General features: G+C 63.9%; 13 protein-coding genes and 1 rRNA gene. 12 read left to right on the forward strand and 2 right to left on the reverse strand.

The genetic code is table 11. From position 1 onward, the window contains the following. Positions 1-17: 17 nt before the first annotated feature. The 4 genes from rrf (at position 18) to VFZ66_30190 (ending at position 6,061) form a co-directional block, all read left to right on the forward strand. Positions 18-132: ribosomal RNA gene (rrf, locus tag VFZ66_30175) — 5S ribosomal RNA — on the forward strand. A 264-nt stretch (positions 133-396) separates the two neighbouring features. After that, a complete protein-coding gene (gene nifJ, locus VFZ66_30180) occupies positions 397-4,068 on the forward strand; it encodes a pyruvate:ferredoxin (flavodoxin) oxidoreductase (protein ID HEX6293487.1) in 3,672 nt (1,223 codons plus the stop codon). Between the two features lie 40 nt (positions 4,069-4,108). After that, positions 4,109-5,113, forward strand: coding sequence for a dihydroorotate dehydrogenase-like protein (locus VFZ66_30185; protein ID HEX6293488.1), 1,005 nt, complete (start codon positions 4,109-4,111; stop codon positions 5,111-5,113). 15 nt (positions 5,114-5,128) lie between these two features. Beyond that, positions 5,129-6,061 carry an NAD(P)/FAD-dependent oxidoreductase gene (locus tag VFZ66_30190; protein ID HEX6293489.1) on the forward strand — a complete coding sequence of 311 codons (933 nt, stop codon included), beginning with the start codon at positions 5,129-5,131 and terminating at the stop codon, positions 6,059-6,061. Between the two features lie 136 nt (positions 6,062-6,197). Here VFZ66_30190 and VFZ66_30195 read toward each other — a convergent pair whose 3' ends face one another. Then, entirely contained in the window at positions 6,198-7,190 is a 993-nt protein-coding gene (locus VFZ66_30195; protein ID HEX6293490.1) for a LacI family DNA-binding transcriptional regulator, read from the reverse strand. Between the two features lie 278 nt (positions 7,191-7,468). On the opposite strand from VFZ66_30195, the gene ptsP reads away from it, so the two are divergent. The 7 genes from ptsP (at position 7,469) to VFZ66_30230 (ending at position 19,167) form a co-directional block, all read left to right on the forward strand. Next, positions 7,469-9,958 (forward strand): phosphoenolpyruvate--protein phosphotransferase, encoded by a 2,490-nt coding sequence (gene ptsP / locus VFZ66_30200; GenBank protein ID HEX6293491.1) that lies wholly within the window; start codon positions 7,469-7,471, stop codon positions 9,956-9,958. A gap of 113 nt (positions 9,959-10,071) precedes the next feature. Beyond that, positions 10,072-11,043: a 1-phosphofructokinase gene (gene pfkB / locus VFZ66_30205; protein HEX6293492.1), complete on the forward strand. Its 972-nt coding sequence runs from the start codon at positions 10,072-10,074 to the stop codon at positions 11,041-11,043. A 159-nt stretch (positions 11,044-11,202) separates the two neighbouring features. Continuing rightward, positions 11,203-13,017 (forward strand): PTS fructose-like transporter subunit IIB, encoded by a 1,815-nt coding sequence (locus VFZ66_30210; GenBank protein HEX6293493.1) that lies wholly within the window; start codon positions 11,203-11,205, stop codon positions 13,015-13,017. An 83-nt stretch (positions 13,018-13,100) separates the two neighbouring features. Continuing rightward, positions 13,101-14,123 (forward strand): class 1 fructose-bisphosphatase, encoded by a 1,023-nt coding sequence (fbp, locus tag VFZ66_30215; GenBank protein ID HEX6293494.1) that lies wholly within the window; start codon positions 13,101-13,103, stop codon positions 14,121-14,123. 219 nt (positions 14,124-14,342) lie between these two features. Beyond that, entirely contained in the window at positions 14,343-14,918 is a 576-nt protein-coding gene (locus VFZ66_30220; protein HEX6293495.1) for a hypothetical protein, read from the forward strand. A gap of 79 nt (positions 14,919-14,997) precedes the next feature. Next, complete coding sequence (locus VFZ66_30225) at positions 14,998-17,541, forward strand: carbohydrate-binding protein (protein ID HEX6293496.1); 2,544 nt, start codon at positions 14,998-15,000, stop codon at positions 17,539-17,541. Between the two features lie 162 nt (positions 17,542-17,703). Further along, positions 17,704-19,167 carry an aldehyde dehydrogenase family protein gene (locus VFZ66_30230; protein ID HEX6293497.1) on the forward strand — a complete coding sequence of 488 codons (1,464 nt, stop codon included), beginning with the start codon at positions 17,704-17,706 and terminating at the stop codon, positions 19,165-19,167. Positions 19,168-19,186: 19 nt separating this feature from the next. Here the strand turns inward: VFZ66_30230 and VFZ66_30235 are convergent, their stop codons facing one another. Continuing rightward, a complete protein-coding gene (locus VFZ66_30235; GenBank protein HEX6293498.1) occupies positions 19,187-19,396 on the reverse strand; it encodes a hypothetical protein in 210 nt (69 codons plus the stop codon). Positions 19,397-19,779: 383 nt separating this feature from the next. On the opposite strand from VFZ66_30235, the gene VFZ66_30240 reads away from it, so the two are divergent. Then, the gene (locus VFZ66_30240; GenBank protein ID HEX6293499.1) at positions 19,780-21,114 is read left to right on the forward strand and encodes a peptidoglycan-binding protein; all 1,335 of its coding nucleotides are present in this window, start codon (positions 19,780-19,782) and stop codon (positions 21,112-21,114) included. The last annotated feature ends 74 nt before the right edge of the window (positions 21,115-21,188 follow it).

The following is a 21,188-nucleotide window of genomic DNA, read 5'->3' on the forward strand; positions in this document are numbered from 1 at the left end:
GCGGCACCTCAGGCTTTGGGTGTGTGCGGAGCGCCACGGACCCACCCCGTCCCATCCCGAACCGGGCCGTGAAACGTGGCAGCGCCGCGGGTACTGGGGCCTCGGCCCTGGGAGACAAGGTCCATGCACCCTGACCATTAATCAACACCCCACTGGAAATTCCAGTGGGGTGTTGTGTTTAACCCGCTCTTGGAGCATCCACCGCCGTGTGAATAATTGCTCACCAAACCTTTACCGCGTGTAGCGGCTTCTTCACCATATCGACTCCTCCCTCAGCTAAAGTCAACCTTAGCGAACTGGTTCAACTGCTACCGGTGTGCATAACGCAACAAGAGCGTATTGCTGACGCCTATCCATAACCACAGCGCATGGGTAGTGAAGTTTGGGGAGATTGTCATGTTGGTGAAACGGATTGCGATCGACGGCAACGAAGCTGCTGCGACAATTGCTTATAAACTGAGCGATATTATCGCCATCTATCCTATCACACCCGCCACGGCGATGGGCGAACAAGCCGATGCATCGTCGGCCACATGCACACCGAACATTTGGAACACCGTCCCGCAGGTGATCGAGATGCAATCCGAGGGCGGCGCTGCCGGGGCGCTGCATGGCGCGCTCCAGACCGGCGCGCTCGCGACAACCTTCACCGCCTCGCAGGGCCTCCTGCTGATGCTGCCGAACATGTACAAGATCGCTGGTGAGCTAACGCCGACGGTGATTCACGTTGCGGCGCGAGCCCTCGCCACGCAGGGCCTCTCGATCTTTGGCGATCACTCCGATGTGATGGCCGCGCGCAGCACCGGCTTTGCGCTGCTCTCATCGCATAACGTCCAGGCGGCGCAAGACCTGGCGCTGATCTCGCATGCGGCGACGCTAGAGGCGCGCGTGCCGTTTTTGCACTTCTTCGACGGCTTCCGCACCTCGCACGAGATTAACACGATGAGCCAGATCGGCGACGACGAGATCCGCGCGATGATCGACGATGAGCTGGTGCATGCGCACCGCGCCCGCGCGCTCTCGCCGGAGCATCCTTTCATTCGTGGCACATCGCACAACCCGGATGTCTACTTCCAGGCTCGTGAGAGCGCCAACCCCTACTACGCGGCCTGCCCGCAGATCGTGCAGCGGGCGATGGACCGCCTTGCGGCGCTGGTTGGGCGGCACTACCACCTCTTCGACTACACAGGCGCGCCTGACGCCGAGCGTGTGATCGTGATGATGGGATCGGGAGCCGAGACAGCCGCCGAAACCGCGCGGTTCCTTCAAGAGCGCGGCGAGTCGGTGGGCGTGCTGACCGTGCATCTATTCCGGCCATTCTCGGTAGCGCACTTCATCCGGGCGCTTCCGCCGACCGTCAAGGCGCTCGCGGTGCTGGATCGTACCAAGGAGCCGGGCAGCGCTGGCGAGCCGCTGTATCTGGATGTGGTCACGGCGATCAGCGAGGCTATTGCCGATGGCAGCGCGCCATTCGCAGCGACTCCGCAGATCATCGGCGGGCGCTACGGCCTGGCATCGAAAGAGTTTACCCCGGCGATGGTCAAAGCGATCTTCGACGAGCTGCGCAAAAGTGAGCCGAAGAATCATTTTACGGTCGGCATCGACGACGACGTGACGCACACCAGCCTGGCCTACGATGCGGCCTTCTCGATCGAAGCGCCGGAAACCGCGCGCTGTGTCTTCTGGGGCCTGGGATCGGACGGCACCGTCGGTGCGAACAAAGACTCGATCAAGATCATCGGCGCGGAGCCGGATGTGTACGCGCAGGGCTACTTCGTATTCGACTCGAAAAAGTCGGGGTCGGTGACGATCTCGCATCTTCGCTTCGGGCCGAAACCAATCCGCGCGCCCTACCTGATCCGCGAGGCCAGCTTCGTGGCATGCCATCAGTTCTCATTTCTGGAGCGCTTCGACGTGCTCGACTCGCTGATGGCAGGCGGCACCTTCCTGCTCAACAGCCCGTACGGCCCCGATGAGGTCTGGGAGCATCTGCAGCGCGAAGTGCAGAGCGCGATCGTCGAGCAAGATGCCCGCTTCTTTGTGATCGACGCGGCGGGCGTGGCACGGGCGCAAGGCCTGGGCGGGCGGATCAACCGCATCATGCAGACGTGCTTCTTTGCGATCGGCAGCGGCGTGCCGCAGGAGCAGGCGATCGAAAAGATCCGCGCCAGCATCCACAAAACCTACGGCAAGCGCGGCGCGGCAGTGGTGCAGCAAAACCTGCAAGCGGTCGATCAGGCGCTAGAGCATCTCCACGAGGTCAACGTGCCGCTGTCGATCATGAGCGCGCTCAACCGGCGTCCGGCGGTTGCCGAGAGCGCACCGCCGTTCGTTCAGCACGTGCTCGGCGCAATGATCGCTGGCGTCGGCGATAGCCTGCCGGTCAGCGCCTTGCCTGTCGACGGCACCTACCCATCGGGCACGTCCAAATGGGAGAAGCGCAACATCGCGCAGGAGATGCCGGTCTGGGACCCCGACATCTGCATCCAGTGCGGCAAATGCGCCTTCGTCTGCCCGCACGCCGTGATCCGCATGAACGTCGTCGACGGGGCCGCGCTTGCAGGCGCGCCCGCCGATTTCAAAACCGCACCGGCGCGCTTCTTCAAAGAGTTTCAGGACAGGCAGTTCACGCTCCAGGTTTCGCCCGACGACTGTACGGGCTGCGGCATCTGCGTCGAGGCCTGCCCGGTCAAGAACAAATCGCAGGTGGGCTTGAAAGCGATCAACATGGCACCGCAGCCGCCGATTCGGGAGCGCGAGCAGGAGAACTGGAATTTCTTTGTCGAGCTGCCGGAGATCGAGCGGACGCATCTCAACACGCACACGATCAAAAACTCGCAACTGCTGCTGCCGCTCTTTGAATTTTCGGGCGCGTGCGCGGGCTGCGGCGAGACGCCCTATGTCAAGCTTGTCTCGCAGCTCTTCGGCGAGCGCGCGATGATCGCCAACGCCACGGGCTGCTCATCGATCTATGGCGGCAACCTGCCGACAACGCCCTGGACCTACAACCAGGAGGGTCGCGGTCCCGCCTGGGCCAACTCGCTCTTTGAAGATAACGCCGAGTTCGGGCTGGGCATGCGGCTCACGCTCGACAAGCACGAGGAGTATGCCCGCGAGCTGCTGCCGAGCTTCGCCGAGGCCGTGGGGCCGGAGCTGATCGATGCGCTGCTGAGCGCCGACCAGACGACTGAAGAGGGCAGCGCAGCGCAGCGCGAGCGCGTGGCGCTGCTCAAAGCGCGGCTGCAAACGATCGACACCGCGACCGCCCGCGATCTGGTCAGCGTGGCCGATGCGCTGGTGCGCAAGAGCGTCTGGCTGATCGGCGGCGACGGCTGGGCCTACGACATCGGCTTCGGCGGGCTAGATCATGTGCTGGCCTCAGGCCGCAACGTCAACGTGCTGGTGCTGGATACCGAAGTCTACTCCAATACGGGCGGCCAGGCATCCAAGGCCACGCCACGCGGCGCAATCGCCAAGTTCGCGGCGCGCGGCAAGAGCACGCCGAAGAAAGACCTGGGCCTGATGGCGATGATGTACGGCAACGTCTATGTCGCTCGCGTGGCAATGGGCGCCAACGACCAGCAGACACTTCAGGCGTTTCAGGAGGCCGACGCCTACGATGGCCCGTCGCTGATCATCGCCTATAGCCACTGCATCGCCCACGGCTACGATCTGCGCCACGGCCTGGCTCAGCAAAAGCTGGCAGTGCAGAGCGGCTACTGGCCGATCTTCCGCTACAACCCTGAGCTGGCGCTGGCAGGCAAAAACCCGCTCAGCATCGACGCCAAAGATCCGACAGTGCCGCTTGAGCAGTACGCCTACAACGAGACACGCTACCGGATGCTTCAGCAGAGCGATCCCGAACGAGCCGCAGCGGTGATGGAGCAGGCCAAGCAGGACAGCGTGCAGCGCTGGCAGATGTATCGCACGCTGGCGGCGCTCTACGAGGGCACGACCAAGGAGGCGGAGGCAGAAACCGAAGCTGTGCATAGCGGACGCGAAACCCAGCAGATCGCAGTGAACGGCAATGGACGAGGAGCGCACACCGAGATCGAGCGCGCGACATGACGTGCCGATCGCATGGCGCATACGCTGATGGGAGTCTACCATGCCTGATCTTACGACAACCTATCTGGGATTGCAGCTTCGGAATCCGCTGGTCGTCTCAGCCTCGCCGCTGTCCAAGCGCATCGATCTGGTGCGGCGGATGGAGGATGCCGGAGCGGCGGCGATCGTGCTCTACTCACTCTTCGAGGAGCAGATCACGCGCGAGAGCCTGGCGCTGGATCACTTTCTGGCACGTACCAGCGAGAGCCATGCCGAGGCGCTGAGCTACTTTCCCGACCTCGGCAACTACAATATCTCGCCCGACGCCTACCTTGAGCATCTGCATCGCGTCAAGCGCGCGGTCGATATTCCAGTGATCGGCAGCCTCAACGGCATCTCATCGGGCGGCTGGATCGAGTACGCCCGCAAGATAGAGCAGGCTGGTGCCGATGCGCTCGAACTCAATCTGTATTTCGTGCCGACCGATCCCGGCCTGAGCAGCGCCGAGCTTGAGGACAATTATGTCAAGCTGGTAACAGACGTGCGCCAGCAGGTGACGATTCCGATCGCGCTCAAGCTCAGCCCATTCTTCACGTCGCTGCCACACATCGCGCGGCGCTTCGCGGCGGCGGGCGCGAACGGTCTGGTGCTCTTCAATCGCTTCTACCAGCCCGACTTCGACCTTGAGTCGCTGGACGTAGTGCCGCATCTTGAACTGAGCACGCGCGCGGATCTGCATCTGCCGCTGCGCTGGATCGCGATCCTCTACGGCAGGATCGAGGCTGATCTGGCCCTGACCAGCGGCGTGCATACCGCCGACGACGTGATCAAAGCGATGATGGCGGGGGCCAAGGTGGCAATGCTCACCTCGGAGCTGCTGGCGCACGGCATTCGTCGGCTGGGCAACATCCTCTTCGATCTTCAGGTGTGGATGGAGCTGTACGAGTACGAGTCGATCCGGCAGATGCAGGGCAGCATGAGCCAGCGGGCGGTCGCGGAGACGGCGGCGTTCGAGCGCGCCAATTACCTCAAGGCGCTCAACCTGTACGACGATCGGATTGCATAGAGCAGGAGCACGGCTATGAACGACTTAATCATTATCGGCGGCGGACCCGCGGCACTCTCGGCGGCGGCGTATGCGCTCAGCAAGCAGCTCGACTTTCGGATCGTCTTCGACGACCTTGGCGGTAAAGCGGGCTGGCATCAACATCTGGTCGGGCAACTGGCCGATGAGTCGCTGCCGGGAGAAGAAACGATCAAGCTGCTTGAGCGCAAAGCGACCGCATCGGGGCGCATCCTCCGCGACCGAACAACCGGCGTGACGAAAGACGGCGCGACGTTCAAGATCACGACCGAGCACCACGGCACGCTGGAGAGTCTGGCGGTGATCATCGCCACGGGCGCGACGCCGGTTGAGCTGCCGGTGCCGGGCGCGAAGGAGTTTCTGGGCCAGGGCCTGGGCTACTCGATCATCACCCACGCCGATCTGGTCGCTGGCAAGACCGTCGCGGTGATCGGCAATACGCTGCGCGCGCTGCGGGGCGCTGCCGAAGTAGCGCAGACCGCGAGCCAGCTCTACCTGATCGTGCCGAGCACCTCGATCCTGTACGTACCGCTGGCGCAGGCGCTAAGCCATCGTCCGAACATCGAGATCCTGGGCGGCGCGCGAGTCAAGGAGATTACCGGAGCCTTCAACGTCGAAGAGATCGTGGTCGAGTACGAGAACAAGATTCGGCGGATCGCGGTCGATGCGGCCTTTGTGGACCTTGGCCTATACGCCAGCAGCGGGCCGGTGCGCGAGCTGTTGGATCTGACACCGGGCCAGTTCATCGCCATCGACGATCGCAACGCCACAGCGGTATCCGGCCTGTTCGCGGCGGGCGATGTCACCACGGCATTCGGCGAGCAAATCCTGATCGCGGTCGGCGAGGGCATGAAGGCGGCGCTCAGCGCGTACGAGCATATTCTGGCGGCGAAAGCGCGTCACTCGCTGGCCGAGCGCACTGCGCCCTAGTCCGATCCCCAAACGTGGCGGTCAATCCCACGCGCGCGGACCAGCGATGGTTCGCGCCGCACTGGTGTGCACGGGGGATCGATCCATCTGCCTAGGGGCAGCCTGGCCCGCCGTGCTCCTACGGATCACCAAGAACTCAGCGCCGCAGGCTCGAACCGCGCACGTGTAGCTCGCCCTGCAAGATCACCTTGCGCGTGGGCCGAGCCGGATCATCGATGCGCCGCAGCAGCAGCTCGGTCGCCGTTTTGCCGATCTCGTAGGTCGGCTGCGCGATGATCGTGATCGGCGGCTGCACCAGCGAGGCCCAGGTCGTCTCGTCAAAGCCCACCAGCCCAATGTCGCCGGGGATTGTAAGCTGGCGCTGGCGAATCGCCTGGAGCGCGCCCGCCGTGAGCAGGCTATTGCTGGTGAAGATCGCATCCGGCGGCTGCGGCAGATCGAGCAGTTCCAGCGCGGCCAGGCAGCCCGCCTCGGTCCTGGGCTGGATATATCTGACCAGCTCGGCGGCAGGCGGATAGCCGTGCTCGCGCAGTGCCTCATCGTAGCCGCGCCAGCGCTCGCGTCCGGTGGTGCTGGTTTCGCCAAAGATCGCGCCGATGCGCCGGTAGCCCTGCTCGATCAGATGGCTGGTCAGATCGTACGCCGCCGCCGCGTTATCCAGCAGCACGGCATCGACCTCGCCGTTCTTGAGCGAGCGGTCGACCATCACCACGGGAAAGTCGATGTTGAGATCGGCGAAGCGCTCAAGCGTGTGGCGCGTCGGCGAAAAGATCGCGCCAGCGACATGCTCGTCGCGCATTAACTGGAGATAGAGCGCTTCTTTCTCTGGATTTTCATCGGTATTGCACAGCACCACGCTCAGACCGTGGGCATAGGCGGTATCTTCGACGGCGCGGCTGATCGCGGTGAAAAACGGATTGCGAATATCGGACACGATCAGCCCGATCGTGTTGGATTGCTGCGATCGCAAGCTGCGGGCGATCAGGTTGGGCCGGTACTCAAGCCGCGCCACCGCCTCCCGAACACGCTCGCGCAGCTCAGGCCGCACGTGCGGATGGTTCGAGAGCACCCGCGAAACGGTCGCGGTCGAGACGCCTGCCGCCTCGGCAACATCCTTGATGCTTGCCATATCAACTCCCTGAATTGCCAGTCAGCGGTCAGTCATTTTGTAAACGATTGCAAGTATTGTAGCAGAGTCGGGTACCCTTATGCAAGCATTTTGTAAACGTTTTCTTTGAAAGTATCATGTTTCGGGGAGCTTCGGGGAGAAGTCTATCTACATCTACCAGTTTTGAAATTGATCCGCCGAGGGGTATTGACAAACAATATGTAAACGATTACAATATCGCTATCATCCTCCTCTCAACCCAGCCCTGGTTCTTCTCTGATAAGCGTACGGAGCTGAGCATGATCGAGCTTCACCAGCAGCAGATCCGGTTGCGAGCGCATGCAGCGGACAAGCAAGATGCGATCCGCCAGGTCGGCCAGATTCTGGTCGGGACCGGCCACATCGAGCCAGGCTACATCGAAAGCATGCTAGGGCGCGAGGCGGTCGCCAACACGTATCTTGGCAACGGCATCGCGATCCCGCACGGCTTGCCGCAGGATCGCGGCCTGATCAACCAAACGGGGATCGCCGTCGTACAGGTGCCTGAAGGCGTCACCTGGAACCAGAACGAAACGGTGCGGCTCGTCGTCGGAATTGCGGCCAAGTCCGACGAGCACATCGAGGTCTTGCGGCGGCTGACGCGGGTGCTGAGCGACAAAGCGCAGGTGGACCAGTTGACGCAGACCGCCGATCCGCGCGACATCATCGCCGCGCTGACCGGGGAGCGTCCGGCAGCGCCGCCCAGCGCCGACATCACCGATTATGCTCACTTCTTCGACGCCGTGATCCACAACAAGACCGGCCTGCACGCGCGGCCAGCGACGGCCTTTGTCGATCTGGCAAAGCAATTCCAGGCGCAGATTCGCGTGCGGCACGGCGAGCAGGTCGCCGAAGGCAAAAGCCTGATCTCGCTGCTGCAACTGGGCGTCGAGCCGGGCATGACTATTCGCGTCTCGGCGCAGGGAGCGGATGCCAGCGCCGCGCTGCAAGCGTTGCAGGCGGCCATCGCCACAGGGCTGGGCGACGAGGACGAGGAGCCGCCAGCCGCCGTGGTCGGCAGCCACACCTGGACTCCCCGGCGGGTCGGCGCGACGGTCGCAGGCATCACCGCAGCGCCCGGCCTGGCGATCGGCACGATTCGGCAGCACACACGCCAGGAGATTGTCGTCGAAGACCGCACGAGCGTGCCTGCGATCGAAGGCGATCGATTCCAGAACGCGCTGCATGTGGCCCAGGCCGAGCTTGACGCGCTCTACGAAGAGGTCAAAACGCGCTTCGGCTCCGGCAAGGCCGCAATCTTTCGCACCCACACCGAGTTTCTGAACGACGCGCCGCTGATCCAGCAGACCGTCGCGCAGATCTTTCAGGGCCACAGCGCCGCCTGGGCCTGGCAGCAGGTGATCAACGACCGGGTGCGCTACATGGAGAAGCTGGACGATCCGATCCTGGCCGGACGGGCCGTGGATCTGAGCGACGTGGGACAGCGCGTGCTGCGGCATCTGGTCGGCGCTGCGGAGGACACCCTGCCGACGCCGGACGCGCCCGTGATCCTGATCGCCGACGACCTCACCCCGTCCGATACCGCCGCGCTCGACCCCGACACGATTCTCGGATTTTGCACCGTCAAAGGCGGCCCGACCTCACACAGCGCGATTATTGCTCGCTCGCTGGGCATTCCCGCAGTTGTCGGCGCGGGACCGTCGGTGCTTGAGATTCCCGATCAGACGCCGTGTATTCTGGACGGCTACAACGGCAAGTTATATCTCAAGCCGCACGAGGCCGATGTTCAGGAGGCGCGCGATCTCCAGCAGCAGTTACAGCGCCAGCAGGACATCGCCAGGGCCGCGCGCTTCGAGCCTGCGATTACCACCGATGGACACCAGATCGAAATTGCCGCCAACATCAACCGCGCCACCGACGCGGCCACGGCGGTCGAGGCGGGCGCGGAAGGCGTGGGCCTGATGCGGACTGAGTTTCTGTTTCTGGAGCGGACCAGCGTGCCCTCGGAGGACGAGCAGTTCGCGGCCTATCGCGATATGGTCCAGGCGATGCAGGGCCATCCGGTGATCATCCGCACGCTCGACATTGGCGGCGACAAAGAGGTGCCCTACCTCAACCTGCCCAAAGAAGACAACTCCTTCCTGGGCATCCGTGGCATCCGGCTCTGTCTGGCGCGGCCCGATCTGTTCGTGCCGCAGCTGCGGGCGATCTACCGCGCCGCCGCGTATGGCCCGATCAAAATCATGTTTCCAATGATCGCCACGCTCGAAGACTGGTCGCAGGCGCGAGCGGTCGCTGAGCTGGCGCGGCAGGAGGTGGGCGCGCCGCCGGTGCCGATGGGCATCATGATCGAAGTGCCGTCCGCAGTTGTGCTGGCCGATCAGTTCGCGCAGGAGGTCGATTTCTTCTCGATCGGCACCAACGATCTGACGCAGTACGTCCTGGCGATGGACCGCCTGCATCCTCAGCTGGCGAAGCAGGCCGACGGGCTGCATCCCGCCGTGCTGCGGATGATCCAGCAGACTGTGCAGGCCGCGCAGCAGGCAGGCAAATGGGTCGGAGTGTGCGGCGGCGTCGCGGGCGATCCCAAAGGCGCGGTGATCCTAACCGGACTTGGCGTGTCGGAGCTGAGCGTGAGCGTGCCGAGCATCGCCGAGGTCAAGGCGCAGATCCGCAGCCGATCGCTGGCCGAGATGCAGCAGCTCGCGCGCGCGGCGCTGCGGTGCCGCAGCGCCGTGGAGGTGCGCGCCCTGGCAACCAACGGCGATCTACGCGCTCAGACGGTGTAGCGGTCGGGGCATCGATCCTGACGGCAGCCGCTCCTCGTGGCTGCAGTCGCCAGCGAAAGGAGGGCGGGCGTTGTCGGCTGCCGGAGTGTAGCAGCCACCACGCCCGACGCTGTATGAAGATTGCAACAGTCACGCTCAACCCTGCCATCGACCAGACCGTGATCGTCGATCACTTTCAGCTCAACACCGTCAACCGTGGTCAGTCATTCCAGCTCGACGCGGGCGGCAAAGGCGTCAACGTCGCGTCGTTCCTGGCCGACTACGGCCTTTCGGTGGCAGTGACCGGCTTTCTGGGCCAGGAGAACCGGGCGATCTTCGAGCAGCTCTTTGCGCGCAAACAGATCGAGGATCGCTTCGTGCTCCTGCCGGGACGCACCCGCACCGGGGTCAAAATCGTTGACGGGGCCAACCAGCAGACGACCGACATCAATCTGCCGGGGCTGGAGCCGACGTCGGAGGCACTGAGCGCGCTGCTTGCGACGGTCGACGAGCTAGCCGCGTCTTGCGACTGGTTTGTCTTAGCGGGCAACCTGCCGCCGGGCGTTCCGGCCTCGATCTACGCCACGCTGATCGCTCGACTCAAGGCCCACGGCAAGCGTGTGGTGCTGGATACCAGCCGCGACGCGCTGCGCGAAGGCGTGCAGGCGGGGCCGAGCATCGTCAAGCCCAACATCGACGAGCTGCAACAACTGGTCGGCCAGCCGCTCCCCGACGAGGCCGCGATCAAGCGGGCGGCGCGCCAGCTTCTGAATAGCGGCATCGATCTGGTGGTCGTCTCGATGGGCGCGCGCGGCGCACTCTTTGTCGATCGCCAGACCACGCTGATCGCCGTCCCGCCATCGGTGACGGTCCAGAGCACCGTCGGCGCGGGCGACGCGATGGTCGCCGGATTGATCGCCGGGCAGGTCCAGGGCATGAGCCTGGCGGAGTGTGCTCGACTCGCCACCGCGTTCTCTGTCGGGACGATCACGCGCATAGGCGCGCATCTGCCGGAGGCCGCCATGCTGCAAACCTACCGCGATCGTGTTTCCGTCCATACGCTCGATCACGCGCCGCTGTCAAGCATCGAAGCCCAGCGCAGCTAAGAGCCGCCAGGACGGGAGAACGAAGAACCAAGAGCTGGGAACCAAGAACTTGAAACTTGGAACCTGAAACTTGGAACGTCTGATCCCCGATCCCTGGCCCCTGGTTGACCGTTGCGGGCTGTGTCGCCCGATACCTCATATGCTCGAAGGAGAAAAACCATGGCGCGGATTGTAGCCATCACCTCATGCCCGACGGGAATCGCCCACACGTTTATGGCTGCCGAAGGCGTGCAGCGCGGCGCGGAAGCCCTCGGCCACACCGTCAAAGTCGAGACGCAGGGTTCGGTCGGCGCGCAGAACGTCCTCAGCGACGCCGACATACGTGCCGCAGATGTTGTGATCATCGCCGCCGACACCAACGTCGATCTGAGCCGCTTCGCGGGCAAGCCGATCTACCAGACCTCCACCAAAGCCGCGATCAGCAATGGGCAGGCGGTCGTTCGCCAGGCGTTGGAGCAGGCCACCGCGCCGGTAGAGATGAGCCGCGCCGTGGGCGAGCCAGCCGCCCCAGTCGCCGCGCCGTCGAGCGGCCCGCTCAAGATCGTCGCCGTCACCTCATGCCCGACGGGAATCGCCCACACGTTTATGGCCGCCGAAGGCGTGCAGCGCGGCGCGGAAGCCCTCGGCCACACCGTCAAAGTCGAGACGCAGGGTTCGGTCGGCGCGCAGAACGTCCTCAGCGATACTGACGTGCGCGACGCGGATCTCGTGATCATCGCCGCCGACACCAACGTCGATCTGAGCCGCTTCGCGGGCAAGCCGATCTACCAGACCTCCACCAAGGCCGCGATCAACGACGGCCAGGCGCTGGTGCAGGCGGCGCTTGCTCAGGCGGCCACGCCCGCCAAGCGAACCGATTTCGTCGAGGCGGTGCAGCAGGCGAAGGCAGAGCGCTCGGCGGCGCGGAGCGGCGTCTACAAGCATCTGATGACCGGCGTCTCGTACATGCTGCCGTTCGTCGTCGCGGGCGGCCTGCTGATCGCGATTGCGTTTGCGATCGGCGGCATCTACGTGTACGAAGAGCAAAACGCCAACACGCTGGGCTGGTCGCTCTTCCAGATCGGCGCAAATGCCGGGTTCGCGCTGATGGTGCCGATCCTGGCGGGCTTTATCGCCTACTCGATCGCCGACCGGCCAGGATTAGCGCCGGGGATGATCGGCGGCATGCTGGCGGTGAGCAGCAACGCCGGCTTTCTGGGCGGCATTATCGCCGGTTTTATCGCCGGATACGTCACGTCCTGGCTCAACACTTACATTCGGCTGCCGCGCCACCTGGCCGGTCTGAAGCCGGTGCTGATTCTGCCGCTGCTGGGCACGCTGGTCGTCGGCCTGGTGATGGTCTATGTGGTTGGACAGCCGATGGCGGCGGTGATGGCCGCGCTGACCGCGTGGCTGACGGGCATGCAGAGCAGCAGCGCGCTCATCCTGGGGCTGATCCTGGGCGGCATGATGGCGTTCGACATGGGCGGTCCCGTCAACAAGTCGGCGTATGCCTTCTCGGTCGGGCTGATCGCCAGCGGATTCTACACGCCGATGGCAGCGACGATGGCCGCCGGGATGACTCCGCCGCTCGGTCTGGCGCTGGCGTCGATGCTGTTCAAGAATCGCTTTACCCACGACGAGCAGGAGGCGGGCAAGGCGGCGGCGGTGCTGGGCATCTCCTTCATCACCGAGGGCGCGATCCCGTTTGCCGCGCGCGATCCGTTCCGCGTCATCCCCGCGATTATGCTGGGATCAGCCGTCACCGGCGCGCTGTCGATGTTCTTCGGTAGTGAGCTGCGCGTGCCGCACGGCGGTGTGTTCGTGCTGCCGATCCCGAACGCCGTCACCAACCTGGGCCTCTACATCGTCGCGATCGTGGTCGGAACGCTTGTCACGGTCGCCGCGCTGTACCTGCTCAAGCGCCCGATCGAGCCAGCCGTCGAGGCCGAGATGAGCGCGGTCGAGGCCACGGGACAGCCGGTGCATGCCTAGCAGGAGGTCAGCTCGAACAGCCTGGGGCATGATGCCTGCTGCATACTGCCCCAGCGCGCAGGCTCACGATAGGAAGGTGAGGCATGGCTGTTCACGAGATTATGACCATCAGCCGGTACATTGTCGAGAACCAGGAGGCGCATCCCGGCGCGACCGGCGAGCTTTCCAATCTGCTGTATGACATCGCGCTGGCCGCCAAGCTGATCGCCCGCGAGGTCAATCATGCCGGGCTGACCGATATTCTGGGGCTGGCGGGCGGGCAGAATGTGCAGGGCGAGCAGCAGAAGAAGCTGGATGTCTTCGCCAACGAGACGATCGCCGGGATCATGACCGCGGCGGGGCGCGTGGGCGTGCTGGCCTCGGAAGAGGACGACGAGGTGATCCCGGTCGGCGGCGTGGATGCGAGCGGCAAGTACGCGCTGGTCTTCGACCCGCTGGATGGCTCGTCGAACACCGATGTCAACGTCGGCATTGCGACGATCTTCGGGATCTACCGCCGCACCACGCAGGACGGGCCGGGCACGCTCGCCGATGTGCTTCAGGCCGGGCGTCATCTCGTCGCGGCGGGCTACGTGCTCTACGGCCCCAGCACGATGCTGGTCTACTCGGCGGGCGATGGCGTGCATGGCTTTACGCTGGAGCAGACGCTCGGCGAGTTTCTGCTCTCGCATCCCGCGATTCGTATCCCGGAGCCGCCGCGCTACTACAGCACCAACCAGGGACTCCATCGCTACTGGAGTCCGGGCGTGCGCGCGTTTACCGCCTGGCTCCAGGGCCTCGACGCCGAGCGTCCGCAGACGCCGCTGGCCGGACGCTATATCGGCTCGTTTGCCGCTGACTTTCACCGCAACCTGCTGGAGGGCGGCATCTACTACTACCCACGCGACACCAAAGATCCGCAGGTGCCTAACGGCAAGCTCCGGCTGATCTACGAGGCCGCGCCGATGGCCTTTCTGGTGGAGCAGGCCGGTGGAGCAGCCACCGATGGGCAGCAGCCGATCCTCGATTGCGTGCCCCACGAGCTGCACCAGCGCACGCCGCTCTTCATCGGCTCGCGCTCGCTGGTCGAGGAGGCGACGGCCTACCTGCAACGCTACGATCGCTAGCGCCGTCAGAACAAAGAACGGGCGTCCGGCACACAAAGCATAGACAGAGAAGCAAGAACCGAGAACTAAGAGCCGGGGGCAGGAAACTCGAAACTTCCTGCCCCCGACCCCTGATCCTCGACCCCTGATCGTTGAATGTTGAGCTCGAAACACAGAAGGCGCATCTTCGCGTAACCACAGGCCCATCGCAGGCGTTCCAATGGGTGAAGGAGGAGAGCCATGCAAGGAGTTCAAGGACGGCAACGCCGGATGTACGTGAGCGTCCTGGCGCTCATCGGAGCGCTCGTGCTCGCGAGCAGCCTGGTGTATGAGCAGCGCGCAACGGCAAGCTCGACACGAGGTGCGACTGTCGCGCTGATTGCGCCAGCCCATGCGCGCGCAGGCACCCTGATCTCGGTCGATCTGGTTGCGCACAACGTCCGTAACCTGGCGGGGTATCAGGCGACGGTCGAGTTCAATCGCGATCAGGTGCGGCTGGTCGGAGCGTCAATCGCGGACGATCTCAGAGGCAGCGGGCGAGACTTTCTGCCGCTTGGGCCACTTCAGCGCGAGGGCGCGGTTGTCCTCGGAGCGGCGAGCTGTCCGGCTCAGGTATGCAGCGATCCGCGTCCGACACACGCCCGCCGCGTCGAGCGCGGCATCGACGGGCGGGTTAAGCTGGGCACCGTGCGGCTGTATGTCGGCACGCCGGGAGCATACCCGCTGACGCTCGCCGATGTACGTCTCGTCGATCCACAGGGCCAGGCTTTGCCGGTCACGGCATCTGCCATCGTGCTTAACGTCAGCGATACGTAGGCTACCTATGTTCAGTGTTACCCGCGTTGTGCAACGATAGGGTATGCTGCTGCAACGATTGCTGGAAAGAGAACCGCTTATGCTTCTGACGAAACGTAGCCTGTGGCGCTGGTGGACCCTGGCGACACTGAGCATGATGCTCGTCGCAGCCGCGTTCGGACAGGCCATGCCCACATTCGCGCAGACCGGCAGCAATCCCGATGCGCGCCTCGATCTCACCGGCAACCTACTGATTGACGATGCCGACGCGGCCAGCGTGATCGAAAGCTGGCGGAGCGCCTATGAGCTTGGGCCATGCAGCGCGGCCCTCCAGACCGATCATGATCTGGATGGCAACGGCTGTGTCGATGTCGGCGATGTCCAGGCGGTATTCGCGCAGTGGGGCACGCGCACGAGCTCATCCGCCCCGGTGGCGGAGGCAGACCCGGCGGCAACCACCTACTCCGAAGCCTTCTACACGGTGAACTCGGCAGGCAACGACAACGACGCCGACACGAGCGACGGGCTGTGCCGGACAGCCGGGAACACCTGCACCCTGCGCGCGGCGCTGACGCAGGCCAATACGCGCCTCGGCCCCGAAACGATCACCTTTAATATTCGCAACGCGGACGGCTCGTGCCCCGCGCTGGTGACGATCGAGGCTCCCCCTGGTGCGAGCGGCTTCCGCATCGAGGACAAGTCGGGCCGGGTTGTGCTCGACGGATACACGCAGTGCGGCGCGTCGCCCAACACGCTGGCGGTCGGCGGCAACGCCGTGATCAAAATCGAGCTGAAGGGCAATCGGACGATAGATGTCAACGGCCTGTCGATCTACTCGTCCGGCAACATCGTGCGCGGCCTGGCGATCTACAACTGGGACTTTCAGATCAAGCTGCTCTACGGCGCGGCGAAGGACAATCGCATCGAGGGCAACTTCCTGGGCACGAATGCAAGCAATAGCTTTCAGTATGAAACCTCAAGCCCGTTCGGAGAGAATCACCACGAGGGCGTGAGAATCCAGGGCGGCGGCGACGGCCCGGCGCGCAATATCATCGGCGGGACGACGCCGGATAAGCGCAACATCATCTCCGGCAACCGCAAGGACGGCCTCAAAATCCAAGGGGCGGGCGCGCGGGAGAACCGCATCATCGGCAATTACATCGGCTTGAAACAGGACGGCGCGACTCCGCTGCGCAATTACAGCGACGGCGTGGACTTCGAGTTCGGCGTCAAGTCCAACTGGCTGGGCGGGACGACTGTCGGTGAGCGCAATGTGATCAGCGGCAACTTTTCCGAAGGCATTGAGATCTCGCATGATCCCGGCACGCAATATAACTCCGTCGTCGGCAACTACTTTGGGCTAACCGCTGATGGCAGACGTGCCGCGAGCTACGGCAACTCGGAGACGGGCATATCCTTTGAAGACGCAGTTGACTCGAACTACGCCTATAACAACGTTATCGGCGGTAACGGCACCAGCGGCATCTTCTTTTTCATCCTGGGCACCAACAACGAAGTCTATAACAACAAGATCGGCGTGGCCGCGGATGGGTCGACTCCGGTGCCCAACGGCTATCAGACCTCCTTCGATGGGCGCACGCCGCCGTACTACGAGCGTAACGGCATCACGATCATGGGTGGGAGCCAGCGGAACAAGATCCACCACAACCTGATCGCGCATCATCCGGGCGATGGCATCGTGCTGAAAAATACGTCCGACGCCGCGCATAATCACTTTGGCGAAACGTACTACAACACGATCAGCCAGAACAGCCTCTTCAACAATGGCGATCCCTCGGTGAGCGAGAGCGGCGCGATCGACGGCGTCTGGCTGAAGCCCTACTATGTCAACGGAGCCTGGACCTACCCGAACCAGGGATTACCCGCGCCGACGCTGACGAGCGCCACGACATCGGGCGTGCGCGGAGCAGCGCGCACCCGCAGCAATCAGGCGTGCGCCGGATGTACGATCGAGGTCTTTATTGCCGACAAGCCGAGTCTCACCGATCCCAGCGGCGATAACGCAGGCGAAGGCAAGACCTTTATCGGCAGTGGGACGACCGACGCCAGCGGAAGCTTCGCCTTCAGCGTGAGCGGCGTGGCACAGGGCCAGCTTGTGACTGCGACGGCGACTGATACGCTCGGCAATACCTCGCAGTTTAGCAGCAATGTGGCTGTGGCCGCCGGCTCAAACAGGATCGCCCTGCCCGGACGCTTCGAGGTCGAAGACTACAACCCAGGCGGCGAAGGAGTCGGCTACCACGACACCACTGCGGGCAACTCCGGCGGGAAGTATCGCGCCGATGATGTCGATATTCAGACGACGACGGATACCACCGGCAGCTTCAACGTCGGCTATATCGTCGCCGGTGAGTGGCTGGCCTACGATGTGAACGTGACGACAGCGGGCAGCTACCGCTTTACTGTGCGCGCCGCCACGCCGTACAGCGGCAGATCGTTGCATATCGAGATCGATGGCGTGAACGTGACGGGGCCGCTGGCAGTGCCACAGACGGGCGGCTGGCAAACCTGGACCAATGTGGTCAGTAGCCCGGTATCACTTACCGCCGGGCCTCACACGCTGCGGATCGCCGCCGATACCAGCAGCTTCAATCTTAACTATGTGCAGGTGGGTGCTCCGTAACCGCAGCCCGCAAGCAGACGACAGCGGCGGGGTAGCATGGCTACCCCGCTGTGTCTTGGTGCTGCGAGTCCGTCGTCAGGCGCTTGACAAATATTAACGGTCCCTTATGATTCCTGGCCCTCGGCTATTTCATCGTCTGAGGGGCGCGCAGGAGCATCGGTCATGATCGAGCAGCTAGAACGGCCAGAAATTCAGACTATCACCCCGACCGACGAGGTATCGCCTGCGGAGCTTCGGCGGATCTTCGCGGCACAGCAGGCGCATCGCTGGACGATGGCCCAGACGACCGCCGTCGAGCGTATCAGCCGGCTCAAGCGGCTCAGGGCATCGATCCTGGCGCATCGGGAGCAGCTCTACGCCGCGATGGAGGCCGACTTCGGCAAGCACCTCGCGGAGGTCGAGCTGACCGAGATTCAGCCGACGCTGCGCGAGCTAAGCCACGTGATCAAACATCTGCCGCGCTGGATGCGCGCGCGTCGCGTGTCGAGCGTGTGGTTTCTGGCGGGGACGCGCAGCGCGATCCGGTACGAGCCCAGGGGCGTGGTGCTGATCCTCGCGCCGTGGAACTATCCATTTAGCCTGCTGATCAATCCGCTGATCGCGGCGATTGCGGCGGGCAACTGCGCGATCGTGCGGCCATCGGAGAAAGTGCCGCATACCGCCCGCGTGCTGGCATCGATCATCGCGGCGACCTTCGAGGAGCGTGAGGTTGCGCTGGTTGCGGGCGGGGTCGAGACGGCGGATCGGCTCCTGGAGCTGCCGTTCGACCATATCTTTTTTACCGGCAGCACGCGCGTGGGCCAGAAAGTGATGGCGGCAGCCGCGCGGCATCTGGCCTCGGTGACGCTGGAGCTTGGCGGCAAGTCGCCCGCGATCGTGGACGCCGACGCCGACATACGGCAGGCGGCGGAGCGCATCATCTGGGGCAAGTGCATCAACGCGGGCCAGACTTGTGTTGCGCCCGATTATGTGCTGGTGCATGAGTCGCGCGCAGCGGCGTTCACCACGGCGGCGCGGGAGGTGCTCACGCGCTTCTACGGTGCTGCCGACGCCGAGCGCCGCGCCAATCGGCACTTTTGCCGGCTGATCGACCGGCGCAGCTACGAGCGGCTGACCGATCTGCTCGACAATGCGGTCGCGGGCGGCGCGCGGATCGTGGTGGGCGGCGATCACGATCCTGACGAGCGCTACCTCGCGCCGACGCTGCTGGCCGATGTGACGGCGGACAGCCCGCTTATGGCCGAGGAGATTTTCGGCCCGCTCCTGCCTGTGCTGACGTATCGCACGCTCGACGAGGCTATCGCGCTGGTGAATGCCAAGCCCAAGCCGCTGGCGATGTACATCTTCAGCAGCCAGCGCCCGGTCGTCGATCGGATCGTGCAGCAAACATCGGCGGGTGGGACCGTCGTTAACAACGTGGTGGTCCACCTGGCGCATCCTGGCCTGCCATTCGGCGGCGTCGGCGCGAGCGGACAGGGCAGCTATCACGGCTGGTTTGGCTTTCGCGCCTTCTCGCACGAGCGGGCGGTTATGGCGCAGCAGCGCGTACACCTGACGCGGCTGTTCTACCCGCCCTACAGCAGAATGATGCGGGGAGTGCTCAAGCTGGTTGGCTGGCTTAGCTAGCGCTGCCTGGCATGACGCGCTACTGCGTGGAGGGCAGCGGCGCTTCCTCGGTCATCGCATCCAGCGAGATCAGCGGCTCCTGCCTGATGTAGAGCGGGCAGGCATGATCGAATGAGACGCGGCTGGGATAGTTCCGTGGATGGCAGCACAACCCCAGGTACGACGTTGGCTTGCCGTCCCAGAACAGACACGACTCGCATGCCTTTTTAAGCGGTGTGTGCGCGTCCATCGTGGCCTTCTCCTGTACGCAGCTGCTATGGATGCTCCTGCTGACGTACCAATGTTGCCGCGTATTGCAAGGAATATGCCGCAATCGCCGGAGATCGCCAGCAGCCCGACATGCTCAGCGCACAGTTAAGACCAGTGGCGGCTTCGCACTGGTTTAAATAGTATTAACAGCTACCCCCATATCCTCCTGAAGTCCCACTATCCGCGCAGGTTTAAATAGTGTTAAAAACTACCCTCATATCCTCCTGAAGTCCCAGTTACAGAAGCAACCTCGATAGGCTATGATCAGCCTATCCTGCATCGTACCGGCGTCGGTGGTACATCCTCGGTACCACAGCCACCACTTCAGCACTCACATCGCAGCAGGCTCAGGAGGTTAACGGTATGCGCACGCACAAGCTCTGGTATCCCCTCTTCATCGTTATGCTCATCGTTCCGTGGCTGATCCCGCAAGTATCCTACGCGGAATGGCCCACCTACCAGCTCGGCGATAGCGGCCCCGACGTTTACGCGATCCAGTACTCGCTGCGCGCCGTCGGCAACGCAACGGTGCCCGTCGATGGGTATTTCGGGATCGAGACGGAAGAGGCGATCAGGGATCTGCAAGCGAATGAGGGCCTCGTCGCGGACGGCATCGTCGGGCCGGAAACATGGCAATCGATCCTGATCCCGGTCGGCGAAACCAGCGAAGGCGAAGATGTTAAAGCCGCTCAGTATCAGCTTGCCACCAAGCACGGCTATGCGGTCCCGGTCGACGGCATCTTTGGCAGCACGACCTATCAGGCGGTTCTCGATTTCCAGTCGTCACAAGGCCTGACCGCCGACGGCTTTATGACGCCCGATACCTGGTCGATGACCGTCTCCAGCTCTTCGGGGCCGGTCACGGCGACCGCTCGGCCCACCGGCACGACGACAACGACGACCGCTACGTCTACGCCCTGCCCGACAGCGACCAGTACCACCACTGTCACGGCTACGACGACCACCGCCACCGCAACCACCGCGACGGCATATCCTGCGCCATCGGGCTTTGAAGTCAACATGGTGCAGATCGCTGCCACGCCGTGCGCGACGACCACCACGACGACGACGGCGACGAGCACGACGGCAACGTCTGCTCCCACGCACACCCCGACGTCTGCTCCCACGCGCACGGCGACGCCGCTTCCCACGCGCACGCCAACGCCCAGCCCCACGCGCACGGCGACGCCGACGCGCACCCCGACGCCGACCCCGACGCCGGTTCCTTGCAGCGGGCTGACGCGGGCGCAGATCGCAAGCCGCATCCAGGGCAACGGCTCGATTGGGCTCCTGAACTTCCATGTCTCCGGCGTGGTCGATCGGGCAACTGCCCAGCATAACATCGACGATACCGCCGCCGGACGGGCAGCCCGACGCAGCAGCTACGGCAATGCTCCTGGCGGTAGCGTCTTCCTTGATACGCGCATGCTGTGCGGCATGCTGCGCCTGGCAACCGACTACGGGTTTACCTTCCGTGTCACCGAGATCGCGGGCGGCTCGCATAGCCGGAACTCGCGCCACTATGCCGGCATTGCCTTCGACATCGATCGGATTAACGGCATGGCCGTCAGCGCTAACAATCCGCACGTCAGAGCGTTCATGGATCGCTGCCGCCAGCTTGGCGCGCAAGAGGTGCTTGGGCCGGGCGATGCCGGGCACGCCACCCACATCCACTGCGGCTGGTCGCGCCGCCGCTAATCCCTGATTCACGCAGCGGGCGTGGGCGCTCATCTCTCAGAAGCGCCCACGCCTTTCGATTCCGTCAGGGCTGC

This window comes from Herpetosiphonaceae bacterium (genome assembly GCA_036374795.1).
In the GTDB taxonomy this organism is placed as follows: Bacteria; Chloroflexota; Chloroflexia; order Chloroflexales; family Kallotenuaceae; genus LB3-1.

Coding starts and splice junctions, on each gene's coding strand:
- VFZ66_30230 (HEX6293497.1), top strand. CDS start 17,704: ATGATCGAGCAGCTAGAACGGCCAGAAATTCAGACTATCACCCCGACC.
- VFZ66_30240 (HEX6293499.1), top strand. CDS start 19,780: ATGCGCACGCACAAGCTCTGGTATCCCCTCTTCATCGTTATGCTCATC.
- VFZ66_30195 (HEX6293490.1), bottom strand. CDS start 7,190: ATGGCAAGCATCAAGGATGTTGCCGAGGCGGCAGGCGTCTCGACCGCG.
- ptsP (HEX6293491.1), top strand. CDS start 7,469: ATGATCGAGCTTCACCAGCAGCAGATCCGGTTGCGAGCGCATGCAGCG.
- VFZ66_30235 (HEX6293498.1), bottom strand. CDS start 19,396: ATGGACGCGCACACACCGCTTAAAAAGGCATGCGAGTCGTGTCTGTTC.
- VFZ66_30225 (HEX6293496.1), top strand. CDS start 14,998: ATGCTTCTGACGAAACGTAGCCTGTGGCGCTGGTGGACCCTGGCGACA.
- VFZ66_30190 (HEX6293489.1), top strand. CDS start 5,129: ATGAACGACTTAATCATTATCGGCGGCGGACCCGCGGCACTCTCGGCG.
- VFZ66_30220 (HEX6293495.1), top strand. CDS start 14,343: ATGCAAGGAGTTCAAGGACGGCAACGCCGGATGTACGTGAGCGTCCTG.
- fbp (HEX6293494.1), top strand. CDS start 13,101: ATGGCTGTTCACGAGATTATGACCATCAGCCGGTACATTGTCGAGAAC.
- VFZ66_30210 (HEX6293493.1), top strand. CDS start 11,203: ATGGCGCGGATTGTAGCCATCACCTCATGCCCGACGGGAATCGCCCAC.
- nifJ (HEX6293487.1), top strand. CDS start 397: ATGTTGGTGAAACGGATTGCGATCGACGGCAACGAAGCTGCTGCGACA.
- VFZ66_30185 (HEX6293488.1), top strand. CDS start 4,109: ATGCCTGATCTTACGACAACCTATCTGGGATTGCAGCTTCGGAATCCG.
- pfkB (HEX6293492.1), top strand. CDS start 10,072: ATGAAGATTGCAACAGTCACGCTCAACCCTGCCATCGACCAGACCGTG.